Here is a 17,914-nt window from a genome sequence, read left to right on the forward strand (position 1 = left end):
CCGCAGCGGGAAATCCGCGCCGGGTCAGTCCGTGGTCGGACGGATCCGCGCCGAGCGGCACCGAGGATGGGATCGACCCCACCGACCAGCGGGGGCGGTGGGGGCACACACAGCCAGACGGAAGAGGTAGATGACGTGACCGCGACGGTAGGCCAGCATGCGCAGGCCGCGGCCCGGGCGAACGACGTGTGGAAGGTGTACGGCACCGGCGAGGCGCAGGTCGCCGCGCTACGGGGGGTCAGCGCCGAGTTCGAGCGGGGCAGGTTCACCGCGATCATGGGCCCGTCGGGCTCGGGCAAGTCGACGCTGATGCACTGCCTGGCCGGGTTGGACTCGGTCAGCAAGGGCACCGTGCAGATCGGCGACACCACGGTGACCGGGCTGGGTGACTCGGGTCTGACGAAGCTGCGCCGGGACAAGGTGGGCTTCATCTTCCAGCAGTTCAACCTGCTGCCCACGCTCACCGCCCAGGAGAACATCCTGCTGCCGATGTCGATCGCCGGCCGCAAGCCCGACCCGGCCTGGTACGACACGGTGATCGACACCGTCGGCCTGCGGGACCGGCTGGGGCACCGGCCCGCGCAGCTCTCCGGTGGCCAGCAGCAGCGGGTCGCCTGCGCGCGGGCGCTGGTCGCCCGGCCCGAGGTGATCTTCGCCGACGAGCCGACCGGGAACCTGGACTCCCGTTCCGGCGCGGAGGTGCTCAACTTCCTGCGCAACTCGGTCCGCGAGCACGGGCAGACCATCGTGATGGTCACCCACGACCCGACCGCCGCCGCGTACGCCGACCGGGTGGTCTTCCTGGCCGACGGGCAGATCGTCTCGGAGCTGATCGAGCCGACCGCCGACACGGTGCTGGACACCATGAAGAAGCTGGACACCCTGGTCGAGGTGGCCGGCTGATGTTGCGGGCCACCCTCAAGAGTCTGCTGGCGCGCAAGGTGCGCCTGCTGCTGTCCGGCCTGGCCGTGGTGCTGGGTGTCATGTTCGTCTCGGGGGCGTTCGTGCTCACCGACACGCTGGGCCGCTCGTTCGACGCGGTCTTCGCCGACGCGTACGAGGGCATCGACGTCAACGTCGCCGGCAAGCCGAAGGTGGCGCTCAGCGAGATGCAGGGCGAGCAGGTGCCGACCACGGTGTCGGCGGCGACGGTGCAGCGCATCGCCGGGGTGCCCGGGGTGGCCGAGGCCACCGGCGTGGTCACCACCGACGGGGCCCAGCTGATCGGCAGCAACGGCAAGGTGGTCACGTCGTTCGGGCCGCCGCAGCTCGGGGCGAACTGGCGGGGCGAGAGCGACCTGGTGAAGCTGCGGGAGGGCCGGGAGCCCCGGGCCGACGACGAGATCGTCGTCAACGCGGCGCTGGCCCAGGCGGCCAAGGTGAAGGTCGGCGACCGGGTCGGGGTACTGACCCCCCTGGTGCCGAAGCAGACCTTCACCCTGGTCGGGGTCTTCGGCTACAGCGGTGACCGGGACTCGATCGGCGGGGTCAACGAGATCGCCTTCACCACGCCTGTCGCGCAGCGGCTGCTGCTGGGCGAGCGGGACGCCTTCACCAACGTCACCGTACGGGCGGCCGCCGGGGTCGGCGACGCGGAGTTGCGCGACGACGTGGCCCGGACGCTCGGCGACGGCTTCGAGGTCAAGACCGGCGAGCAGTTGTCGGCGGACGCCTCGGCGAGCCTGAAGGAGGGGCTGTCCTTCTTCAACAAGATCCTGCTCGGCTTCGCGGCCGTCGCGCTGCTGGTGGGCACGTTCCTCATCCTCAACACCTTCTCGATCATCGTGGCGCAGCGGACCCGGGAGCTGGCGTTGATGCGGGCGATCGGGGCCAGCGGCCGGCAGATCATCGGCTCGGTGGTGCTGGAGGCGGTGGCGATCGGCCTGATCGCCTCGGTGCTGGGGCTGGGCGCCGGCATCGGCATCGGCGCGCTGCTGGCGTACGTCTTCGGCAACCTGGCCGGTGGATTGACGCTGGCCGGCATCGGCGTCCCGGCGTCGGCGGTGATCGGCTCGTTCGCGGTCGGCCTGCTGATCACGGTGGTGGCGGCGCTGCTGCCGGCGCTGCGGGCCGCGCGCATCCCGCCGATCGCGGCGATGCAGGACGTGGCCAACCCGGACCGGCCGCTGACCCGGATCACCGTGACCGGTGGGGTGATCACCGGGATCGGCGCGGTGCTGCTGTTCCTCGGGCTCAGCGACAACGCCGGGGACAACGCGCTGGCGGTCATCCTGGGCGGGGTGCTGTTCGCCTTCATCGGGGTGGCGCTGCTGACGCCGCTGATCAGCCGCCCGGTGGTGTCCCTGCTGGGGGCGATCTTCGCCTGGTCGGTGCCGGGCAAGCTGGGTCGGCTGAACTCCGGCCGCAACCCGCGCCGCACGGCGATCACGGCGGCGGCGCTGATGGTCGGCATCGCCCTGGTGACCGGGGTGACGGTGATCCTGGACTCGGCGAAGGGCAGCATCGGCGCGCTGGCCCAGGACACCATCAAGGCCGAGCTGGTGATCTCGGGGGCGACGACCGGTCCGCGGCCGGCGAGCTTCGACCCGGCGGTGCTGACGAAGGTGGCGGCGCTGCCCGGTGTGCAGATGGCCGACGGCGAGTACGGCGACATGGGCATGGTCGACGGGAAGGTCACCTGGCTGGCCGCGTCCAGCGACGTGACGGCGTTGCAGCGGATCTTCGGAGCCAAGACGACCGCCGGTGACATCAGCCGGCTCGGCCCGGGCCAGATGCTGTTCAGCTCCGACGCCGCCCGGTCCCGCAACATCTCGGTCGGCTCGACGGTGACCGTGCAGGCCTCGAGGGGCGAGCCGCGCACCTACACGGTCAGCGGCATCTACGAGAGTTCCGAGCTGACCAGCCCGGTGCAGTTGCCGCCGCAGGCGGTGAAGGACTTCGCCATCCCGAAGCCCAACCAGGGGTTCATCCAGCTGGCTCCGGGCACCCGGGTGGCCGACGTGCAGCCGCAGGTGGAGGCGCTGCTGGCCGACAGCCCGGAGGTGTCGGTGGCCGATCGGGACGCGTTCATCGAGCAGCAGACCGGCTCGCTGGACAGCCTGCTCACGATGATCCAGATCCTGTTGGCGCTGGCGATCGTGATCGCGGTGCTCGGCATCGTGAACACCCTGGCCCTGTCGGTGCTGGAGCGGACCCGCGAGCTGGGCCTGCTGCGGGCGATCGGGCTGCGCCGGGCGCAGACCATGCGGATGATCACCGTGGAGGCGGTGGTGATCTCGGTCTTCGGGGCGCTGCTCGGGATCGTGGTGGGTGTCGGTCTCGGTGCCGCGGTGGTGCGGGCGCTCAAGGACGACGGCATCACCGACCTGATCCTGCCGTGGGGTCAGATGGGGCTGTTCCTGCTGCTGGCGGCCATCATCGGCGTGGTGGCGGCGGTGTTGCCGGCGGTGCGGGCGGCCCGGATCAACGTGCTGGGTGCGATCGCGCACGACTGATCCCGTCCGACCTCGGGGGGTTCCGCCGACCGGCGGGACCCCCCTCGTCGTGGCCGCGCGGGCCCGCCCGCGAGCTCAGGCGGGTGGCTCGCCGAGCAGCGCCGCCAGCAGCTCCAGGTCCGCCGAGGTCAGGCTCTCCACCTGGTGTACGCCGTCGGTCGGCGGCACCGGCACCTCCGCCGGCACGGCCAGCACCGCCGCACCGGCGGCGAGCGCGCTGGCCACCCCGGTCGGCGAGTCCTCGATCGCCACGCAGCGGCCGATCGGCACGTCGAGCAGCCGGGCGGCGGTCAGGTACGGCTCGGGGTGCGGTTTGGCCGAGTCGACCTCGTCGCCGCACACCACGGCGTCGAAGCTGTCCCGGCCGAGGGTGTCCAGGGCCACCTCGACCAGCGGCCGGCCGCTGGAGGTGACCAGCGCGGTGGGGATGCCGGCGGCGCGGACCGCCCGCAGCAGCGTCAACGCACCCGGCCGCCAACGCAGCCCGGTTCGGAACAGCTCCAGGATCCGCGCGTTGATCCACTCCGCGCTGACCTGCGGGTCCCGCTCGGGTTGACCGAGGTCGTCGTGGAGGATGCGCATCGACGCCGCCATCGCGGTGCCGATCATCGCCCGCCGGGCCGGGCCGGTGAGCGTGCCCCCGTACTCGGCGGCCAACTCGTGCAGGGCGACGTCCCACAGCTTCTCGCTGTCGACCAGGGTGCCGTCCATGTCGAAGAGCACGGCGGCGGGGTGTGGGCTGCTCAGCGGAATCCTCCTGGCGCTCGCGGGTGGTCTCCGGGCGATCCTGCCAGCCCGGCCCGGGACGCGTGCCGCCGTACCGGTCGGACGTGACCTGCTCCTCAGCGCAGGTTGCAGGCGTCCAGGGACCGCTCGTAGCCGCGGAAGAACCAGTCGGTGCGCTGTTCGGCGGTGCCGTGCGAACCCTCGGCGAACCACGGCTGGTCGGGGTCGTCGCCGACGGCGAGCAGCCCCTCCCGGAACTCGTCGAGGTCACCGGCGTCGAGTCTCAGGGTGCCGTCACGGACGGAGTCGCCGAGGTACGCCCCGGCCATGCAGTCGGCCTGCAGCTCCTGCTGGATGGTGAAGTTGGCGCGGATGCCGAGCCGGATCTGGATGCCGTGGGCGTACTCGTGGCCCAGCAGGTAGAACACGAACGCGTCACCGACCTGCCGGAACGCCGCCACCGACCAGTTGACGTCGTAGGCGATGAAGTCGCCCTGGGAGCAGTAGACCGCGTTGTTGCGCGGCAGTGCCTGCCCGCCGCAGGAGATCTCGCCCTCACGCTGGTAGGGCACGATCCGGCTGATCGGGCGGAACTCCTGGCCGGAGGAGCGGAACTGGGCGCCCCAGTAGCGTTCGGCGATGGTGACGGCGTCGTCGATGTCGCTCTTGAACTCGGCCACGCTGGTGGTGCCGTCGGCGCGGGTGGTCTCCGTCTCCGGTGAGGCCGGGGCCGCCGGGCGCGACGACTGCCGGGGGGCCGGTTCCCGGGGTTCCTGCGGGCCGCTCTCCCCCACCCCGCCGGCCGCGCAGCCGACCGCCACCACCAGCGCCGTCAGCGCGGCGAGCAGTGGTCCGTGCGAGCGGCGTCGCGAGCCTGCCGTCACCGTGTGCCTCCCAGGCGTGCCGGTCCTGCGATCGGTGGTACCCCGACCGTGGAACGATCATGCCCGGCCGGCGTCCCGTTGACCATGGGTGAGCCGGGTCGGCCCGGCCGGACGGTCAGTGGTGCTCCTGTCCCCGGTGGATCGTGTCGTTCTGGGCGAAGTGGCGTTCCGCCTCGTACCGGTGCTGTCTGGCCTGGGCGTCCCGCCCGGCGGTGCGGTCCTCGGCCCCGACGGTGCGGGCCCGGTCGCGCCAGGCGACCCAGCCGACCGTGCCGATCATCACCAGCGCCGCCACGCCGACCACGAGCCACATCGTCGTCATGGGACCACGGTAGGTGACCGCCACCACCCGTCCCGGGGGTTAGCCTCGGGCCCGGTGTCCGGATCGGCCCGGCGGCTCCGACGTCCCGGATGTCCGGCCGCATCCCGCGGCCGAGAGGAGAACCATGAAATACATGATCATGTTGTACGGCTCGCAGCGCGACTACGACGCCATGGCCGGCCGTCCCGGGGCGCAACCGCCGATGACGCCGGAGCAGGTCGCCGCGATGCACGAACACATGGCGGCGGTGCACCAGGAACTGGCCGAATCCGGTGAGCTGGTCGACGGGCAGGGGTTGACCGCGCCGGTGCACGCCCGGCGGGTGCGGCTGCGGCAGGGCGCGCCGGTGGTCACCGACGGGCCGTACCCGGAGACGCAGGAGGTGCTGGCCGGGTTCACCGTCGTCGACTGTGTCAGCTTCGACCGGGCCACCGAGATCGCCGCCCGGTTCGTCGACCCGGACACCGAGGGCGGGTACGTCGACGTACGACCGGTCGCCGACGGCGTCGACGACCTGGACGGCTGACCCGGTCGCCATGGGACCGTCCACCGTCGAGGACCTGTTGCGCGTGCTCGCGCCGCAGGTCCTCGGCGCGGTCGTCCGCCGGTACGGCCACTTCGACACCGCCGAGGACGCCGTCCAGGAGGCGCTGCTGGCCGCCGCGACCCGCTGGCCGGTCGACGGGCTGCCGGAGCAGCCCCGGGGCTGGCTGGTCACCGTGGCCGCCCGGCGGCTGACCGACCTGCTCCGCGCCGAGCAGGCCCGGCGACGGCGGGAGGACGACGCCGGCCGGGCGCTACGGTCGGTCGCCCCGGCGGCCGACCACCGGGAGCCGGGCGACGACAGCCTGGTGCTGCTGTTCCTGTGCTGCCATCCGGCGCTGCCGCCGGCCGCCCAGGTGGCGTTGACCCTGCGCGCCGTCGGCGGGTTGGGCACCGCCGAGGTGGCGCGGGCGTTCCTGGTGCCCGAGGCGACCATGACCCGCCGGATCACCCGCGCCAAGCAGCGCATCCGCGACAGCGGGCTGCCGTTCGCGCTGCCCGACGCCGACGAGCGCGCAGCCCGGCTCGACGCCGTCCGGCAGGTGCTCTACCTGATCTTCAACGAGGGGTACGCGAGCACCGCCGGCCCGCGCCTGCGCCGGGTGGACCTGTCCACCGAGGCGATCCGGCTGACCCGGCTGCTGCACCGGCTGCTGCCCGACGATCCGGAGGTGACCGGGCTGCTGGCGTTGATGCTGCTCACCGACGCCCGGGGGCCGGCCCGGGTGGGCCCGGACGGTGAGCTGGTGCCCATGGCGGAGCAGGACCGCAGCCGCTGGCGGGCCGACCAGATCGCCGAGGGGGTGGCCCTGGTCAGCGCGGTGCTGCCGCGCGGCGACGTCGGGCCCTACCAGCTCCAGGCGGCGATCGCGGCGGTGCACGACGAGGCGGCGAGCGTCGAGGCGACCGACTGGGCACAGATCGAGGCCCTCTACGGGGTGCTGCTGGGGATGTCGGACAACCCGGTGGTCGCGCTCAACCACGCGGTGGCGGTGGCGATGGCCCGGGGTCCCGCCGCCGGGCTGCGCCTGCTCGACGCGCTGGCCGACGACCCCCGCGTCGGCGACGACCCCCGACGGCACGCGGCCCGCGCGCACCTGCTGGAACGCTGCGGCAACCTCGCCGAGGCCCGGACGGCGTACGCCCATGCGGCCCGCCGCTCGACCAGCCTGCCCCGCCAGCGCTACCTGTACGGCCGGCTGACCCGGCTGACCGACGCCGGGGACGGTGGGCCGGGCGACGGTGGACGGGCCGGGCCCGCGGACCGTCCGACGGGATCATGATCCGTCGGCGAGGTCCCTGCCGAGGAAGCGGACCAGTGGCTCCACGTGCCGGTCCGGCCGCCGCCACCCGGCCAGCAGATCCCCCGGCAGGTGCTGCTCGGCCACCAGTTCGCCGTGGCGGTACCGCCGGACCACCGGGTGGATGACGGTGCTGGCCCGGGTCGGGCGTCGGTCGGTGTCGGACCCGTCGGCGCGGCCCCGGCGCAGGGCCAGGGTGTAGCAGTGGGAGGAGTCGGCGAACCGCGGCACGGCGTAGTCCTCCGGCAGGTCCTCGTGGTGCCGGAAGTCCCCGGTGGCGTCGTCGCGGACGAAGACGTCGCAGAGGTACCCGGACTGGGTCCACAGCGCCGGACTCCCGTTGACCCGGTCCAGCATCACCGTGGTCAGCGAGGCCGGCTCGCCCGACGTGGTGGCGGCGGGCAGCGGCACGTCGTCGTAGCGCTCCCGCAGCAGCCGGGTGAAGGTACGCAGGTTGTACCGGAAGCCGTCGATGAACGGCGACGCGGCGTGCCGCACGTCCCGCGCTTGGGCGACGGTGCCGGCGAAGTACAGGTCGTCGACGTTGCTCGACTGCCAGTCGGGGCGCAGGCCCGGCAGCCGGCCGTCGCGCACCATGTCCGGCGCGCAGGAGGCGTCGAACAGGGAGGTGTCCATCCGGAAGCCGGTGCAGCGCAGCACCTCGTGGTAGTCGAGTTCGACGGTCTCGCCCGGGGCGTGGGTGTCGGTGATCGAGACGCGGAACCCGCCGTCGACCGGTCGGATCGCGTCGATGGTGCAGTCGAGCACCGCGTGCAGCGGCGTGAACCGGTCGCTGTCGAGGATCGCGCCGTGCCGGCCCCGGACGTCGCCGGGGTGCCAGGTGTCGTAGGCCAGCCGCAGCGGCCGGCGGCTCGCCAGGTGCACCACCGACGCCCTGCCCAGGATCGACGAGGCGGTCTCGAACGCCGAGTTGCCCTTGCCGATGATCAGGACCCGCCTGCCGGTGTAGCGGTCGGGGTCGACGTCCATCTCCTCGTAACCGGTGGCGTGCTCGATGCCCGGGATGTCCGGCACGAACGGCCGGCCCCAGCCGGTCGCCACGACCAGGCACCGCGCCCGTACGACCCCCCGGTCGGTGCGGACGGTGAACTCGTCGTCCTCCCGGGAGACCTGCTCGACGGTGGTGCCGTAGCGGACCCGGAGCTGGTGGATGCGCTGGAACTCGGCGAGGTACCGCACCAGGTCGTCGGCGGCCGGCAGGTACTCCTGGCTGAACTTCGAAAACAGCAGCTCCGGGTCGTCGTTGAGCAGCGAGTTCCCGTCGTACCGCAGTCGGATCCCGGGGTCGCTGCTGTCGGTGTGCACCGCGTTGAGGGAGTTCAGGCGGCGGTGGCGCGGGAACCGCCGGAAGAAGCCCCCGGGCTCGGCGCCACGTTCGAACGTCAGGTAGTCGGCGCCCTGCTGCTGAAGGTGGTAACTCAGCTGCAGGCCGGCGGGCCCCGCTCCGACGATGACGTACGTGTGTGCGGTGTCGACCATCAGGGGAGCCCTTCGACGCGGAGGCGGTTGCTCCGACGATGAAGTGGATCACGATAGGTGTCAATGGTCGACGGCCGGCGTCGGCGATGGGGCCCGCCGGGAAGGCGGCGCGGCGCCGGCGGCTACGACGAGATGCTGAACGCCGCCACGACGCCGTTGTGGTCGGAGTTGGTGCCGCTGACGATGGAGTAGTCGGTCATCCACATCTCGCGGTGTTCCTCGACGCGCTTCCAGAAGTAGATGTAGTCGATGTGCCGGTTGCCGTGCGTCCCGTTCCCCTTCTCGCCGTACAGGTTGTAACAGGACCGCAGGTTCGGCAGCTCGTTGGCCTCGAGCACCTTCCAGGGGAACTTCTGGTACCCGTACGCCCGGTCGGCACTGAAGTCGACGTTCAGGTCGCCGCTGACGATGACCTGGCCGGAGTCCTTCTTGGCGGCTGCCAGGTTCTTCAGTGCCTGGAACTGCTGCTCGGCGCAGGCGGTCCGGGGCAGGTCCTCGGGCTGGCCGTTGTTCTCGATGCTCGCGTTGGCGTGCGCGTTGAGGTGGTAGACGCTGCGCCCGGTCGCCTTGTGGCGGTAGCGGACCCAGTTGTTGTAGCGGGCCGGCGGCACCTCGCCGGGACCGCTGGTGTCGCACACGAAGTTCGACCCCTTGTCGAGCACGTCGAACATGCTCTTGCGGGCCAGCAGCGCCTCGTTGGCCGCCTGCGTCGGCTCGGGCGCGTACAGCCACCAACCGTTGTCCGCCGCCCAGTCCTTGAGGTACGCCTTGCGGTTGCCCACCTCGTTGAGCCCGACCAGGTCCGCCTTCGCGGTGATCAGCTCCAGGTCGTGGACGAAGTCGGCCTGGTTCAGCTCGTTGAGGATGTTCAGGGTCGCCGCCTGGAAGGTGGAGTTCGCGGCGGCGGGCGTGGCCGGCACCAGGCTCACCAGCAGCACCGCCGCGCCGACGAGGGCACCCGCACCCCGCACCGACCACCGTTTTCCGCCTGCCATGGCTGTCCTTTCCGGAACGCCGACGGCCGGCGCGACACGATCCGGCCGTGAAGGAAGGTTACTTTGGCAACTCCGGCACGGTAGCTTAGTTTCACCTTCCGGACAACGGAGGCGCATTGTCCGTAGTGAATTGCTCTTGCCGGGGAGAATCCATGCACCCACGAAGGACCTGGCGACCGGCGCTGATCGCCGTCGCGGTGACGGTCGTCACCGGCACCGTCGCCGCGCCCGCCGCAGCCGCCACCCCGCAACCGGTGTACGCCCCCTCGGGTGGGATCGCCGATCCCGGCGTGGTGCGGCACAACGACAGCTTCGTCGTGTTCGCCACCGGCACCCGCGCCCCGGCCCACCGGGGTGAGACCGCGTCCGGGCCGTGGAGCACCCTCGGCACGACCCTCGGGTCGGTACCGGACTGGGCCGAGAACGGCGCGGTGTGGGCCCCCGACGCCGTCCGTACCGCCACCGGGTGGGTGCTCTACTACTCACTGCCCGCCAAGGGCAAGAACGGGCAGCGGTGCATCGGGGCCGCTACCTCCGGGGCCGTCGGCGGGCCGTACACGCCGGTCGGCACCGCGCCGCTGGTCTGCCCGGGTGGCGCGCACGGAGCTGACGACGTGGTGGCGGGGCGGCCGGTCGCCGCCGCCGGGGTGATCGACCCGTCCCCGTTCGAGGACGCCGACGGCAAGCGGTTCGTGCTCTACAAGACGCAGCAGACGCCGTCGTCGATCCGGATGCTGCGGCTCGACGACGCCGGCACCCGCTGGGTCGGCAACGCCAGTGGTGAACTGGTCCGCAACACCGGCATCATCGAGAACCCGGTGCTGCGGCAGCGGGGCTCCACGTTCGTGCTGTTCGCCTCCCGGTACGGCTACGACAACTGCAGCTACGCCACCGTCTACCTGACCTCCACCGACCGGTGGGACTTCCACGGCAGGACCGAGCACCCGTTGCTCACCACGTCCGGCACCGGGATCTGCGGACCGGGAGGCGCGGATCTCGTCCCCGCCCTGGTCGACGACGAGCAGCGGCTGTTCCTGCACGGATGGGTCTGCGGCGGAACCACCCCCTGCCGGCAACGGGCCGACGGCTCGCTGCCCGCCGACGCCCGCCGCGCGCTGTACGCGGCGGTCTTCCGCTGGGACGGCGCGACACCCCGGGTCGGCGCGTTCCTCTGACCCGGCCGCCTCGCCCGGCGACCACCATCGGTCGCCGGGCGAGGTGACCGTGGACGCCGGTCAGTCGTCACGCTGGCGGCCCGACCGGCCGCTGGTGCGGGCGACCACGACGGCGGCGGCAAGGCTGAGCGCGGCGGCACCCAGTTGCAACAGGCCGTCGAGCAGATCGACGAGGTCGACGAGAGAGAGGTGATCCACTGTGGCCTCCGGGGGTAGGTATCCCCCGCCGTCCGCGTGCTGCGGAGGCGGCCCCCCGGGCCCGGCGGTGACAACCGCGGACGCCACCGGAATTATGGCACGGCGGTCCGAACGCCGTCACCCGGCGACCACTGCGCGTCGCACCCGGCCGGACCGGCGCGTGCCGGCCGGACCGGGCACCCGCCGGCCGGCGCGGGGTCAGAGCTGGCCGGGGTAGAACCCGTACCGGGCCAGGGGTTCGACGATGTTCTCCTCCTCGTAGGACAGGTGGGACAGCAGGGTGTCGGTGAGCACGTCCACCGCCTGCTGCAGGCCGGTGAGCCGCCCCGGGTCCCCGATCAGCGCGACCAGGGCCCGGTCGACGCCCTCGACGACCTCGTGGATGACGACGTGTTCCTGCTCCAGCCGGTCGATCACCGGGACCAGCCCCGGATCGGCCCGCCGCAGGTGCGGGAAGATCGCGTCGTCCTCCAACCCGTGGTGCTGGGTCACGAGCGTGCAGTAGGCGGCGCAGTACGCGCCCAGCGTCCAGTTGTTCTGCCGCAGGGTCATCCGGTTGAGCACGCCCCGGGCGTCGCCGGCGGAGACCACCCCCCGGCGGACCTGGTCGAGCAGGTCGCGGATCTCGCCCAGTTCCCGACGCAGGTGGTCGTGCACGTCGACCAGGTGCCCGCCGACGGCCTGGGCCTGCGGGGAGTAGACGTGCCCGGTCGGGGCGGGCGGGGCGACCGGCCGGGTCGACTCGTCCCAGAGCCGGTGGTCGCTGTGCCGTACCTCGGGTGCGGGGGTGGGGGTGACCGCGAGTCCCGCGACACTACCGACCCGGACGGTCTCCCGCCGCCCCTGCGGCGCTCCCGCCGTACCGGTCGGCTCCGTCGTGTCCCCCGCCGGCCCGGTCGACTCCCCCGGCGGCGCGGCGGCGGGGGCGGTCGAGCCGGCCCGTTCGGCGGCGACCAGTTCACGGACGCCCGGGGCGACCTCCTGGGCGAAGAGCTGGATGCTGGCGGGGTCGTCGGTGCCGAGGACGAACCCGGAGGTGCCGTGCTCCAGCACCAGGTCGGTCAGCTCCCGCACCCACTGCCGGGGCGGCCCGTCGAGGAAGCCCGCGCCGGTGCCGGTGAACCGGCCGGAGACGTTCAGCAACCGCCGCACCTCGGCGGGGTCCCGCCCGGCCGCCGCCGCGCCCTCGTCGACGAGCGCGTTGAGCCCGGCCAGGTCCGCCGGCCCGTTCGGCAGGTACGCGAGCGACGGCAGCCAGCCGTCCGCCGTCCGCCCCACCAACCGCAGCAACCTCGGCTTGTACGCCCCGACCCAGATCCCCACCGGATGCGCGGGGGCGGGGCCGCGTTTCGCGCCGACCACCCGGTAGTGCTCGCCGTCGACGCGTACCCCGCCGCGCCGGTCGGCCGCCCACACCTCCCGGATGATCCGGATCGCCTCGTCGAGGGCGTCCACCGCCTGCCCGGGGGTGAGCCGTCGACCGCCGTTGGCCTCGATGGCGTCCCAGAACGCGCCGGTCCCGAGGCCGAGTTCGACCCGGCCGCCGCTGAGCAGGTCGAGGCTGGCGACGCTGCGGGCCAGCACCACCGGCTGCCGCAGCGGAAGGTTGAGCACGTTGCCGGCCAGCCTGATCCGGCTGGTCGCCGCCGCCAGGTAGGACATCAGCGTCCAGGTGTCGAGGAAACCCGGCTGGTAGGGGTGGTCCTGGAAGGTGACGAGATCCAGGCCGGCCTGCTCGCAGAGCCGGGCGCGGGCGACGACCTGGTCCGGCTGCCGGGCGTCGGGGGTGAGGAAGCCGCCGAACAGCAGCTCGTGTCCGTAGTCGGTCATGACGCTGCCGTCACCTGGTCCCCTCGTCGCGTGCCCGGCGTCGCCCCGGCGGCCCGGCAGGGTGGGCGACCGGCCCACCGTAGCGCTGACCTGCGCCGACCCGCCGGGCGGTCGCGGGTTTCGGGTCGCCCGGGGCGGTACCGGTGCGATCACAGGTGAGGTGCACGGCCACCGGGACGACCACGAGTGGCACATCTTGCGGCCGCTTGCGAGGCTAGGAGCCGTGTATGACTACGACCTGTTGGTGCTGGGCTCCGGGCCCAGCGGTCAGAAGGCGGCGATCGCCGCCGCGAAGCTCGGTAGGCGGGTCGGCATCGTGGACCGCCGCGACATGATCGGTGGGGTGTGCATCAACACCGGCACCGTCCCCTCCAAGACGCTGCGGGAGGCCGTGCTCTACCTCACCGGCCTGAGCCAGCGGGATCTGTACGGCAGCAGCTACCGGGTCAAGGAGGAGATCACCGTCGGTGATCTGGCCGCCCGGACCCAGCACGTGATCAGCCGGCAGACCGACGTCATCCGCAACCAGCTCGCCCGCAACCGGGTCGCGTTGATCACCGGCACCGGTCGGTTCGCCGACCCGCACTCGATCTGGGTGGACGGCGGCTCCGGGCACGAGTCGAAGATCACCTTCGACAAGATCGTCATCGCCGCCGGCACCCGCCCGGCCCGGCCGGACAGCGTCGACTTCGACGACCGGACGATCGTCGACTCCGACGGGGTGATCAACCTCCAGGCCGTGCCGCGCAGCATGGTGGTGGTCGGCGCGGGCGTGATCGGCATGGAGTACGCCTCCATGTTCGCCGCGCTCGGCACGAAGGTCACCGTGGTGGAACGCCGCGACGGGATGCTCGACTTCTGCGACGAGGAGATCGTCGAGTCGCTCAAGTACCACCTGCGCGACCTGTCGGTGACGTTCCGCTTCGGCGAGGAGGTGGCGGCGGTCGAGAAGCACGAGACGGCCGCGCTGTGCATCCTCAAGAGCGGCAAGAAGATCGTCGCGGACACCGTCATGTACTCGGCCGGCCGGCAGGGGCAGACCGACGACCTGGCCCTGGACGCGGCGGGCCTGGAGGCCGACCGGCGCGGCCGGATCGCGGTGGACGAGCACTACCGCACCAGCATCGAGCACATCTACGCGGTCGGTGACGTGATCGGCTTCCCGGCGCTGGCGTCCACGTCGATGGAGCAGGGCCGGATGGCGGCGCTGCACGCCTGCGGGGAGCCGGTGCGCGAACTCCAGGAGCTGCAGCCCATCGGGATCTACACGATCCCGGAGATCAGCTTCGTCGGCAAGACCGAGGAGGAGCTGACCAACAGCGCCACCCCGTTCGAGGTCGGCGTCGCCCGCTACCGCGAACTGGCCCGGGGACAGATCGTCGGCGACTCGTACGGCATGTTGAAGCTGCTCGTGTCGCCGCAGGACGGCCGGCTGCTCGGGGTGCACGTGTTCGGCACCGGCGCGACCGAAATCGTCCACATCGGGCAGACGGTGATGGGCTGCGGCGGCACGGTCGACTACCTGATCGACACGGTCTTCAACTACCCGACCCTGTCCGAGGCGTACAAGGTCGCCGCGTTGGACGCGTCCAACAAGATCCGCAACATCACCCGGATCGAGGGGTGAGCCACGGTCTGCCGCGGGCCCGACGTCGGGTCCGTGGCAGACCGTGGGCACGGTCACCGGCCGGGTACGCGAGGTGGCCGACGGTCGTCGTCGCCACTACCCTCGACGGGTAGCCAACCGCCGATCGACAGGGTCCGCCGCGTGATGCCGAGAAGTCCCACCGTGGACGGGCAGTCGCCGGGTGACAGCCGCCGCCGGAGCCTCGGGGCGCTGCTGCGGCGGGTGCATCTCGGCGGCCCGGTGTCGCGGGCCGGGCTGGCCGAGTGGCTGGGCGTCAACCGCAGCACGGTCCTGGCGCTCACCACGGACCTGGTCGCGGCCGGCCTGGTACGGGAGGACTTCCCCGAGCTGACCGGGCGCGCCGGCCGGCCGTCCCTGGTGGTCCGGCCGGCCGCCGACCGGGTGTACGTGCTCGCCTTCGACATCGCGGTGGACCGGCTGGTCGCGGCCCGGGTGGGGCTGGGCGGGGCGATCCAGGACCGCCGCGAGGCGCACCGGGCCCGTGCGGGCGCCGACCTGGACACCGTCGTACGGGTGCTGGCCGACCTCGGACGGCAGTTGCACGCCACGGCGGCGTCGGGGGCGACCTGCGTCGGGATCGGCGCGTCGTACTGCGGGATGATCCGGCCGGGCGACGGGATGGTCCGCTTCGGGCCGGACATGGGCTGGGTGGACCAGGCGTTCGGCGCGGAACTGGCCCACCGGCTCGATCTCGGGCTGCCGGTCCTGGTCGGCAACGAGGCCCACCTGGGCGCGGTGGCCGAACACCAACGCGGGGTGGGTGTCGGGGTGGACAACCTGGTCTACCTGCACGGCGACGTCGGGGTCGGCGGCGGGATCATCGTCGGTGGCGACCTGCTCGGCGGCGACGGCGGGTACGGCTCCGAGGTCGGTCACATGCTGGTCAACCCGTACGACGGCAGACTGTGCGGGTGTGGTTCGCGCGGCTGCCTGGAGGCGGAGGTCGGCGAGCGGGCGCTGCTCGACGCGGCGGGTCGGCCCGCCGATCGGATCGGCCGGGGCGCGGTCCGGGAGGTGGTCGACGCGGCGGACCGCGGCGACCCGGCAGCCCGGGAGGCGTTGCGGACCGTCGGCGACTGGCTCGGCATCGGGGTGGCGAACGTGATCAACCTGTTCAACCCCGGCATGGTGATCTTCGGCGGAATGCTGCGGGAGGTGTACCGGGGATCGGCGGCGCACGTACGGGAGCGGATCGCCGTCAACGTCCTGCCGGTCTCGCGTACCCGGGCGCAGCTGCGGGTGTCCGCCCTCGGTGACGACGCCACCCTGGTCGGCGCGGCGGAGCTCGGCTTCACCCGGCTGCTCGCCGACCCGTTGGGGACGCCGGTCGGCTGAGCGGCCGACCGAAAACCGGTTGGCGGGAGCGGTCCGGTGGGCCAGGCTGACGGGCATGACGTACTGACGGACACCCCCGCCCGCCCGCCCGCACCCCGCACGCCCGTGCCGCGCCGCCGCACGCCGTGACGCCGTCGCGAGCCGTCGTGCCGCCGGCTGCCACCGTGCCGCCGCGTGCCGTCCGTTGTTCCCGTCACCCGAAACGAGCATCCGTGTCCTCACAGCGTTCCCTGCCGTCCCCCACCCCGTCGCTGACCACGGCCACGGCCACCGTCACCGTCTTCGCCTCCCCCGAAAGCTGGATCGAGTCCGACGCCGTCCGGCAGTGCCACCAGGTGGCCGCCCTCGACGGCATGCGGCACGTCGCCGCCATGCCCGACCTGCACCCCGGTAAGGGTGCCCCGATCGGCGCGGCGATGGCGTCGACCGTGCTCTACCCGCACCTGGTGGGCTCCGACATCGGGTGCGGCATCGCCGTGTTCCCGATCGGCCTCAAGCGGGCCGTACCCGAACGGATCGCCGCCCGGTTCCCGGACCTGGACCGGTCGCCGGACCCCGACGACCCGGCCTGGGCCGTCGCGCCCGGCGGGCCACCCGCCGGTCACGTCGAGGGGCTCGGCACGGTCGGCCGGGGCAACCACTTCGTCGAACTGGCCCGGATCGACACCGTCCTCGCGGCGGACCACGCGGACCGGCTCGGGCTCGCCGCCGGGGACCTCGTGCTCATCGTGCACAGCGGGTCGCGGGGCCTGGGCGAGCGGATCCTGCGGGCACACACCGGGTCGCACGGCGCGGGGCCGGCCCCCGACCCGGCCGGCTACCTGGCCCGGCACGACGAGGCGGTCCGCTGGGGCGCGCTCAACCGGCGGATGCTGGCCGCCCGGGTCGCACACGCCCTGGGGGCCGCGCCCACCGAGCCGGTCGTCGACCAGTGCCACAACCTGGTCGAGGTCCGCGACGGCGAATACCTGCACCGCAAGGGGGCGGCCCCGGGCGACGGCCGGGACGTGCTGGTCGCCGGCACCCGGGGCACCCCGTCGTACCTCGTGGCCGGGCACGCCGGCCCGACGGCCAACCACTCCGTGGCCCACGGCGCGGGTCGCAAGATGTCCCGCGCCGACGCGCTGCGCCGGGGCCGGGCCAAGCACACCGTCGCGCAGTTGCGGCGTACGCCGGTGGGTTCGCTGGTGGTGTGCGGCGACCGGCAACTGCTGTTCGAGGAGGCGCCGACGGCCTACAAGCGCATCGAGCAGGTGGTCGCCGACCTCGTCGCGCACGACCTGGCCACCCCGGTCGCGAGCACCGTCCCGCTGGTCACCTACAAGACGCCCGACCCCGGGCCGACCCACCGGGACGGGCGTCGGCGGGGTCGGGAATGAGCGTCCACCTGCTCCTGTCCGCCGGGCGCGGCCCCCAGGAGTGCGCCTGGGCGGTGGCCCGGCTGCTGGACCGGTTGGCTGCCGACGCCGCCCGGCACCGGGTGGACAGCCACCGGGTCGAGTCCGTCGCCGGCAACCGACCGGGCACCTACCGGTCGGTCGTGGTCCGGCTCGACGGGCCCGACGTGGCGACGTTCGCCGCCGGGTGGACGGGCACCCTGTGCTGGCAGGCGCCCAGCCCGTACCGGCCGACGACCGGCCGGAAGAACTGGTACGTCACCGCCCGACCGTGCCGGGTGGACACCCCGACCACGGCGTTCGTCGAGGCCGACGTGCATGTCGTCGCCTGCCGGACCGGTGGACCGGGGGGTCAGCACCGGAACAAGGTGAGCACGGCGGCGCGGGCGACCCACCGTCCCTCCGGCACCGTCGTCGTGGTCGACACCGAACGGCAGTTCGGTCTCAACCGTGCCGCCGCCCTGCGGTTGCTGCGGCAGCGCCTCGCCGAGGACGACGCGCGTGCCGGCCGCGCCGTCACCGCCGCCCGCCGCCGCCTGCACGACGAACTCGTCCGGGGCGACGCCGTGCGGGTCGAACGTCCCCACCCGCCCGGCGCGACCGGC

14 protein-coding genes and 2 pseudogenes are annotated in these 17,914 nt (G+C 73.0%); 9 read left to right on the forward strand and 7 right to left on the reverse strand.

Annotated features, from left to right (window positions below; all coding sequences use genetic code 11):
• Window positions 1-135: 135 nt before the first annotated feature.
• Window positions 136-903 carry an ABC transporter ATP-binding protein gene (locus JQX11_RS08415; protein WP_204924410.1) on the forward strand — a complete coding sequence of 256 codons (768 nt, stop codon included), beginning with the start codon at window positions 136-138 and terminating at the stop codon, window positions 901-903.
• Window positions 903-3,455: an ABC transporter permease gene (locus tag JQX11_RS08420; protein ID WP_204924411.1), complete on the forward strand. Its 2,553-nt coding sequence runs from the start codon at window positions 903-905 to the stop codon at window positions 3,453-3,455. The genes JQX11_RS08415 and JQX11_RS08420 overlap by 1 nt, the downstream gene beginning before the upstream one ends.
• A gap of 75 nt (window positions 3,456-3,530) precedes the next feature.
• Here the strand turns inward: JQX11_RS08420 and JQX11_RS08425 are convergent, their stop codons facing one another.
• The 3 genes and pseudogenes from JQX11_RS08425 to JQX11_RS08435 form a co-directional block, all read right to left on the reverse strand.
• Window positions 3,531-4,178: an HAD family hydrolase gene (locus JQX11_RS08425; protein ID WP_204924412.1), complete on the reverse strand. Its 648-nt coding sequence runs from the start codon at window positions 4,176-4,178 to the stop codon at window positions 3,531-3,533.
• A gap of 119 nt (window positions 4,179-4,297) precedes the next feature.
• Window positions 4,298-5,086, reverse strand: a pseudogene (locus JQX11_RS08430) (neutral zinc metallopeptidase); the annotation flags it as partial.
• A 94-nt stretch (window positions 5,087-5,180) separates the two neighbouring features.
• Window positions 5,181-5,387 carry a hypothetical protein gene (locus tag JQX11_RS08435; protein WP_204924414.1) on the reverse strand — a complete coding sequence of 69 codons (207 nt, stop codon included), beginning with the start codon at window positions 5,385-5,387 and terminating at the stop codon, window positions 5,181-5,183.
• A 124-nt stretch (window positions 5,388-5,511) separates the two neighbouring features.
• Between JQX11_RS08435 and JQX11_RS08440 the strand changes: the two genes are divergently transcribed.
• Both JQX11_RS08440 and JQX11_RS08445 read left to right on the forward strand, forming a co-directional pair.
• Complete coding sequence (locus tag JQX11_RS08440; RefSeq protein WP_204924415.1) at window positions 5,512-5,913, forward strand: YciI family protein; 402 nt, start codon at window positions 5,512-5,514, stop codon at window positions 5,911-5,913.
• 10 nt (window positions 5,914-5,923) lie between these two features.
• Entirely contained in the window at window positions 5,924-7,213 is a 1,290-nt protein-coding gene (locus tag JQX11_RS08445; RefSeq protein ID WP_204924416.1) for an RNA polymerase sigma factor, read from the forward strand.
• On the opposite strand, the gene JQX11_RS08450 is transcribed toward JQX11_RS08445, so the two are convergent.
• Together JQX11_RS08450 and JQX11_RS08455 are read right to left on the reverse strand one after the other, a co-directional pair.
• A complete protein-coding gene (locus JQX11_RS08450) occupies window positions 7,208-8,731 on the reverse strand; it encodes an NAD(P)-binding domain-containing protein (protein ID WP_204924417.1) in 1,524 nt (507 codons plus the stop codon). The genes JQX11_RS08445 and JQX11_RS08450 overlap by 6 nt on opposite strands.
• A 122-nt stretch (window positions 8,732-8,853) precedes the next feature.
• Window positions 8,854-9,726 carry an endonuclease/exonuclease/phosphatase family protein gene (locus tag JQX11_RS08455; RefSeq protein WP_204924418.1) on the reverse strand — a complete coding sequence of 291 codons (873 nt, stop codon included), beginning with the start codon at window positions 9,724-9,726 and terminating at the stop codon, window positions 8,854-8,856.
• 152 nt (window positions 9,727-9,878) lie between these two features.
• Here JQX11_RS08455 and JQX11_RS08460 point away from each other — a divergent pair, with 152 nt between their 5' ends.
• The gene (locus tag JQX11_RS08460) at window positions 9,879-10,901 is read left to right on the forward strand and encodes a glycoside hydrolase family 43 protein (RefSeq protein ID WP_204924419.1); all 1,023 of its coding nucleotides are present in this window, start codon (window positions 9,879-9,881) and stop codon (window positions 10,899-10,901) included.
• A 60-nt stretch (window positions 10,902-10,961) separates the two neighbouring features.
• Here the strand turns inward: JQX11_RS08460 and JQX11_RS08465 are convergent, their stop codons facing one another.
• Window positions 10,962-11,099 (reverse strand): hypothetical protein, encoded by a 138-nt coding sequence (locus JQX11_RS08465; RefSeq protein ID WP_204924420.1) that lies wholly within the window; start codon window positions 11,097-11,099, stop codon window positions 10,962-10,964.
• Window positions 11,100-11,297: 198 nt separating this feature from the next.
• Window positions 11,298-12,929, reverse strand: coding sequence for an LLM class flavin-dependent oxidoreductase (locus JQX11_RS08470; protein ID WP_204924421.1), 1,632 nt, complete (start codon window positions 12,927-12,929; stop codon window positions 11,298-11,300).
• Between the two features lie 223 nt (window positions 12,930-13,152).
• On the opposite strand from JQX11_RS08470, the gene sthA reads away from it, so the two are divergent.
• The 4 genes and pseudogenes from sthA to prfH form a co-directional block, all read left to right on the forward strand.
• Window positions 13,153-14,556: a Si-specific NAD(P)(+) transhydrogenase gene (sthA, locus tag JQX11_RS08475; protein ID WP_204924422.1), complete on the forward strand. Its 1,404-nt coding sequence runs from the start codon at window positions 13,153-13,155 to the stop codon at window positions 14,554-14,556.
• A 144-nt stretch (window positions 14,557-14,700) separates the two neighbouring features.
• Window positions 14,701-15,912 (forward strand): ROK family transcriptional regulator, encoded by a 1,212-nt coding sequence (locus JQX11_RS08480; RefSeq protein WP_204924649.1) that lies wholly within the window; start codon window positions 14,701-14,703, stop codon window positions 15,910-15,912.
• Window positions 15,913-16,124: 212 nt separating this feature from the next.
• Window positions 16,125-17,291, forward strand: coding sequence for an RNA ligase RtcB family protein (locus JQX11_RS08485; RefSeq protein WP_307826117.1), 1,167 nt, complete (start codon window positions 16,125-16,127; stop codon window positions 17,289-17,291).
• Window positions 17,288-17,893 (forward strand): annotated as a pseudogene (gene prfH / locus JQX11_RS08490) (peptide chain release factor H); the annotation flags it as partial. The gene JQX11_RS08485 and the pseudogene prfH, both read left to right, overlap by 4 nt.
• Between the last annotated feature and the right edge of the window lie 21 nt (window positions 17,894-17,914).

This window comes from Micromonospora humida, assembly GCF_016901255.1.
Taxonomy (GTDB): domain Bacteria; phylum Actinomycetota; class Actinomycetes; order Mycobacteriales; family Micromonosporaceae; genus Micromonospora; species Micromonospora wenchangensis.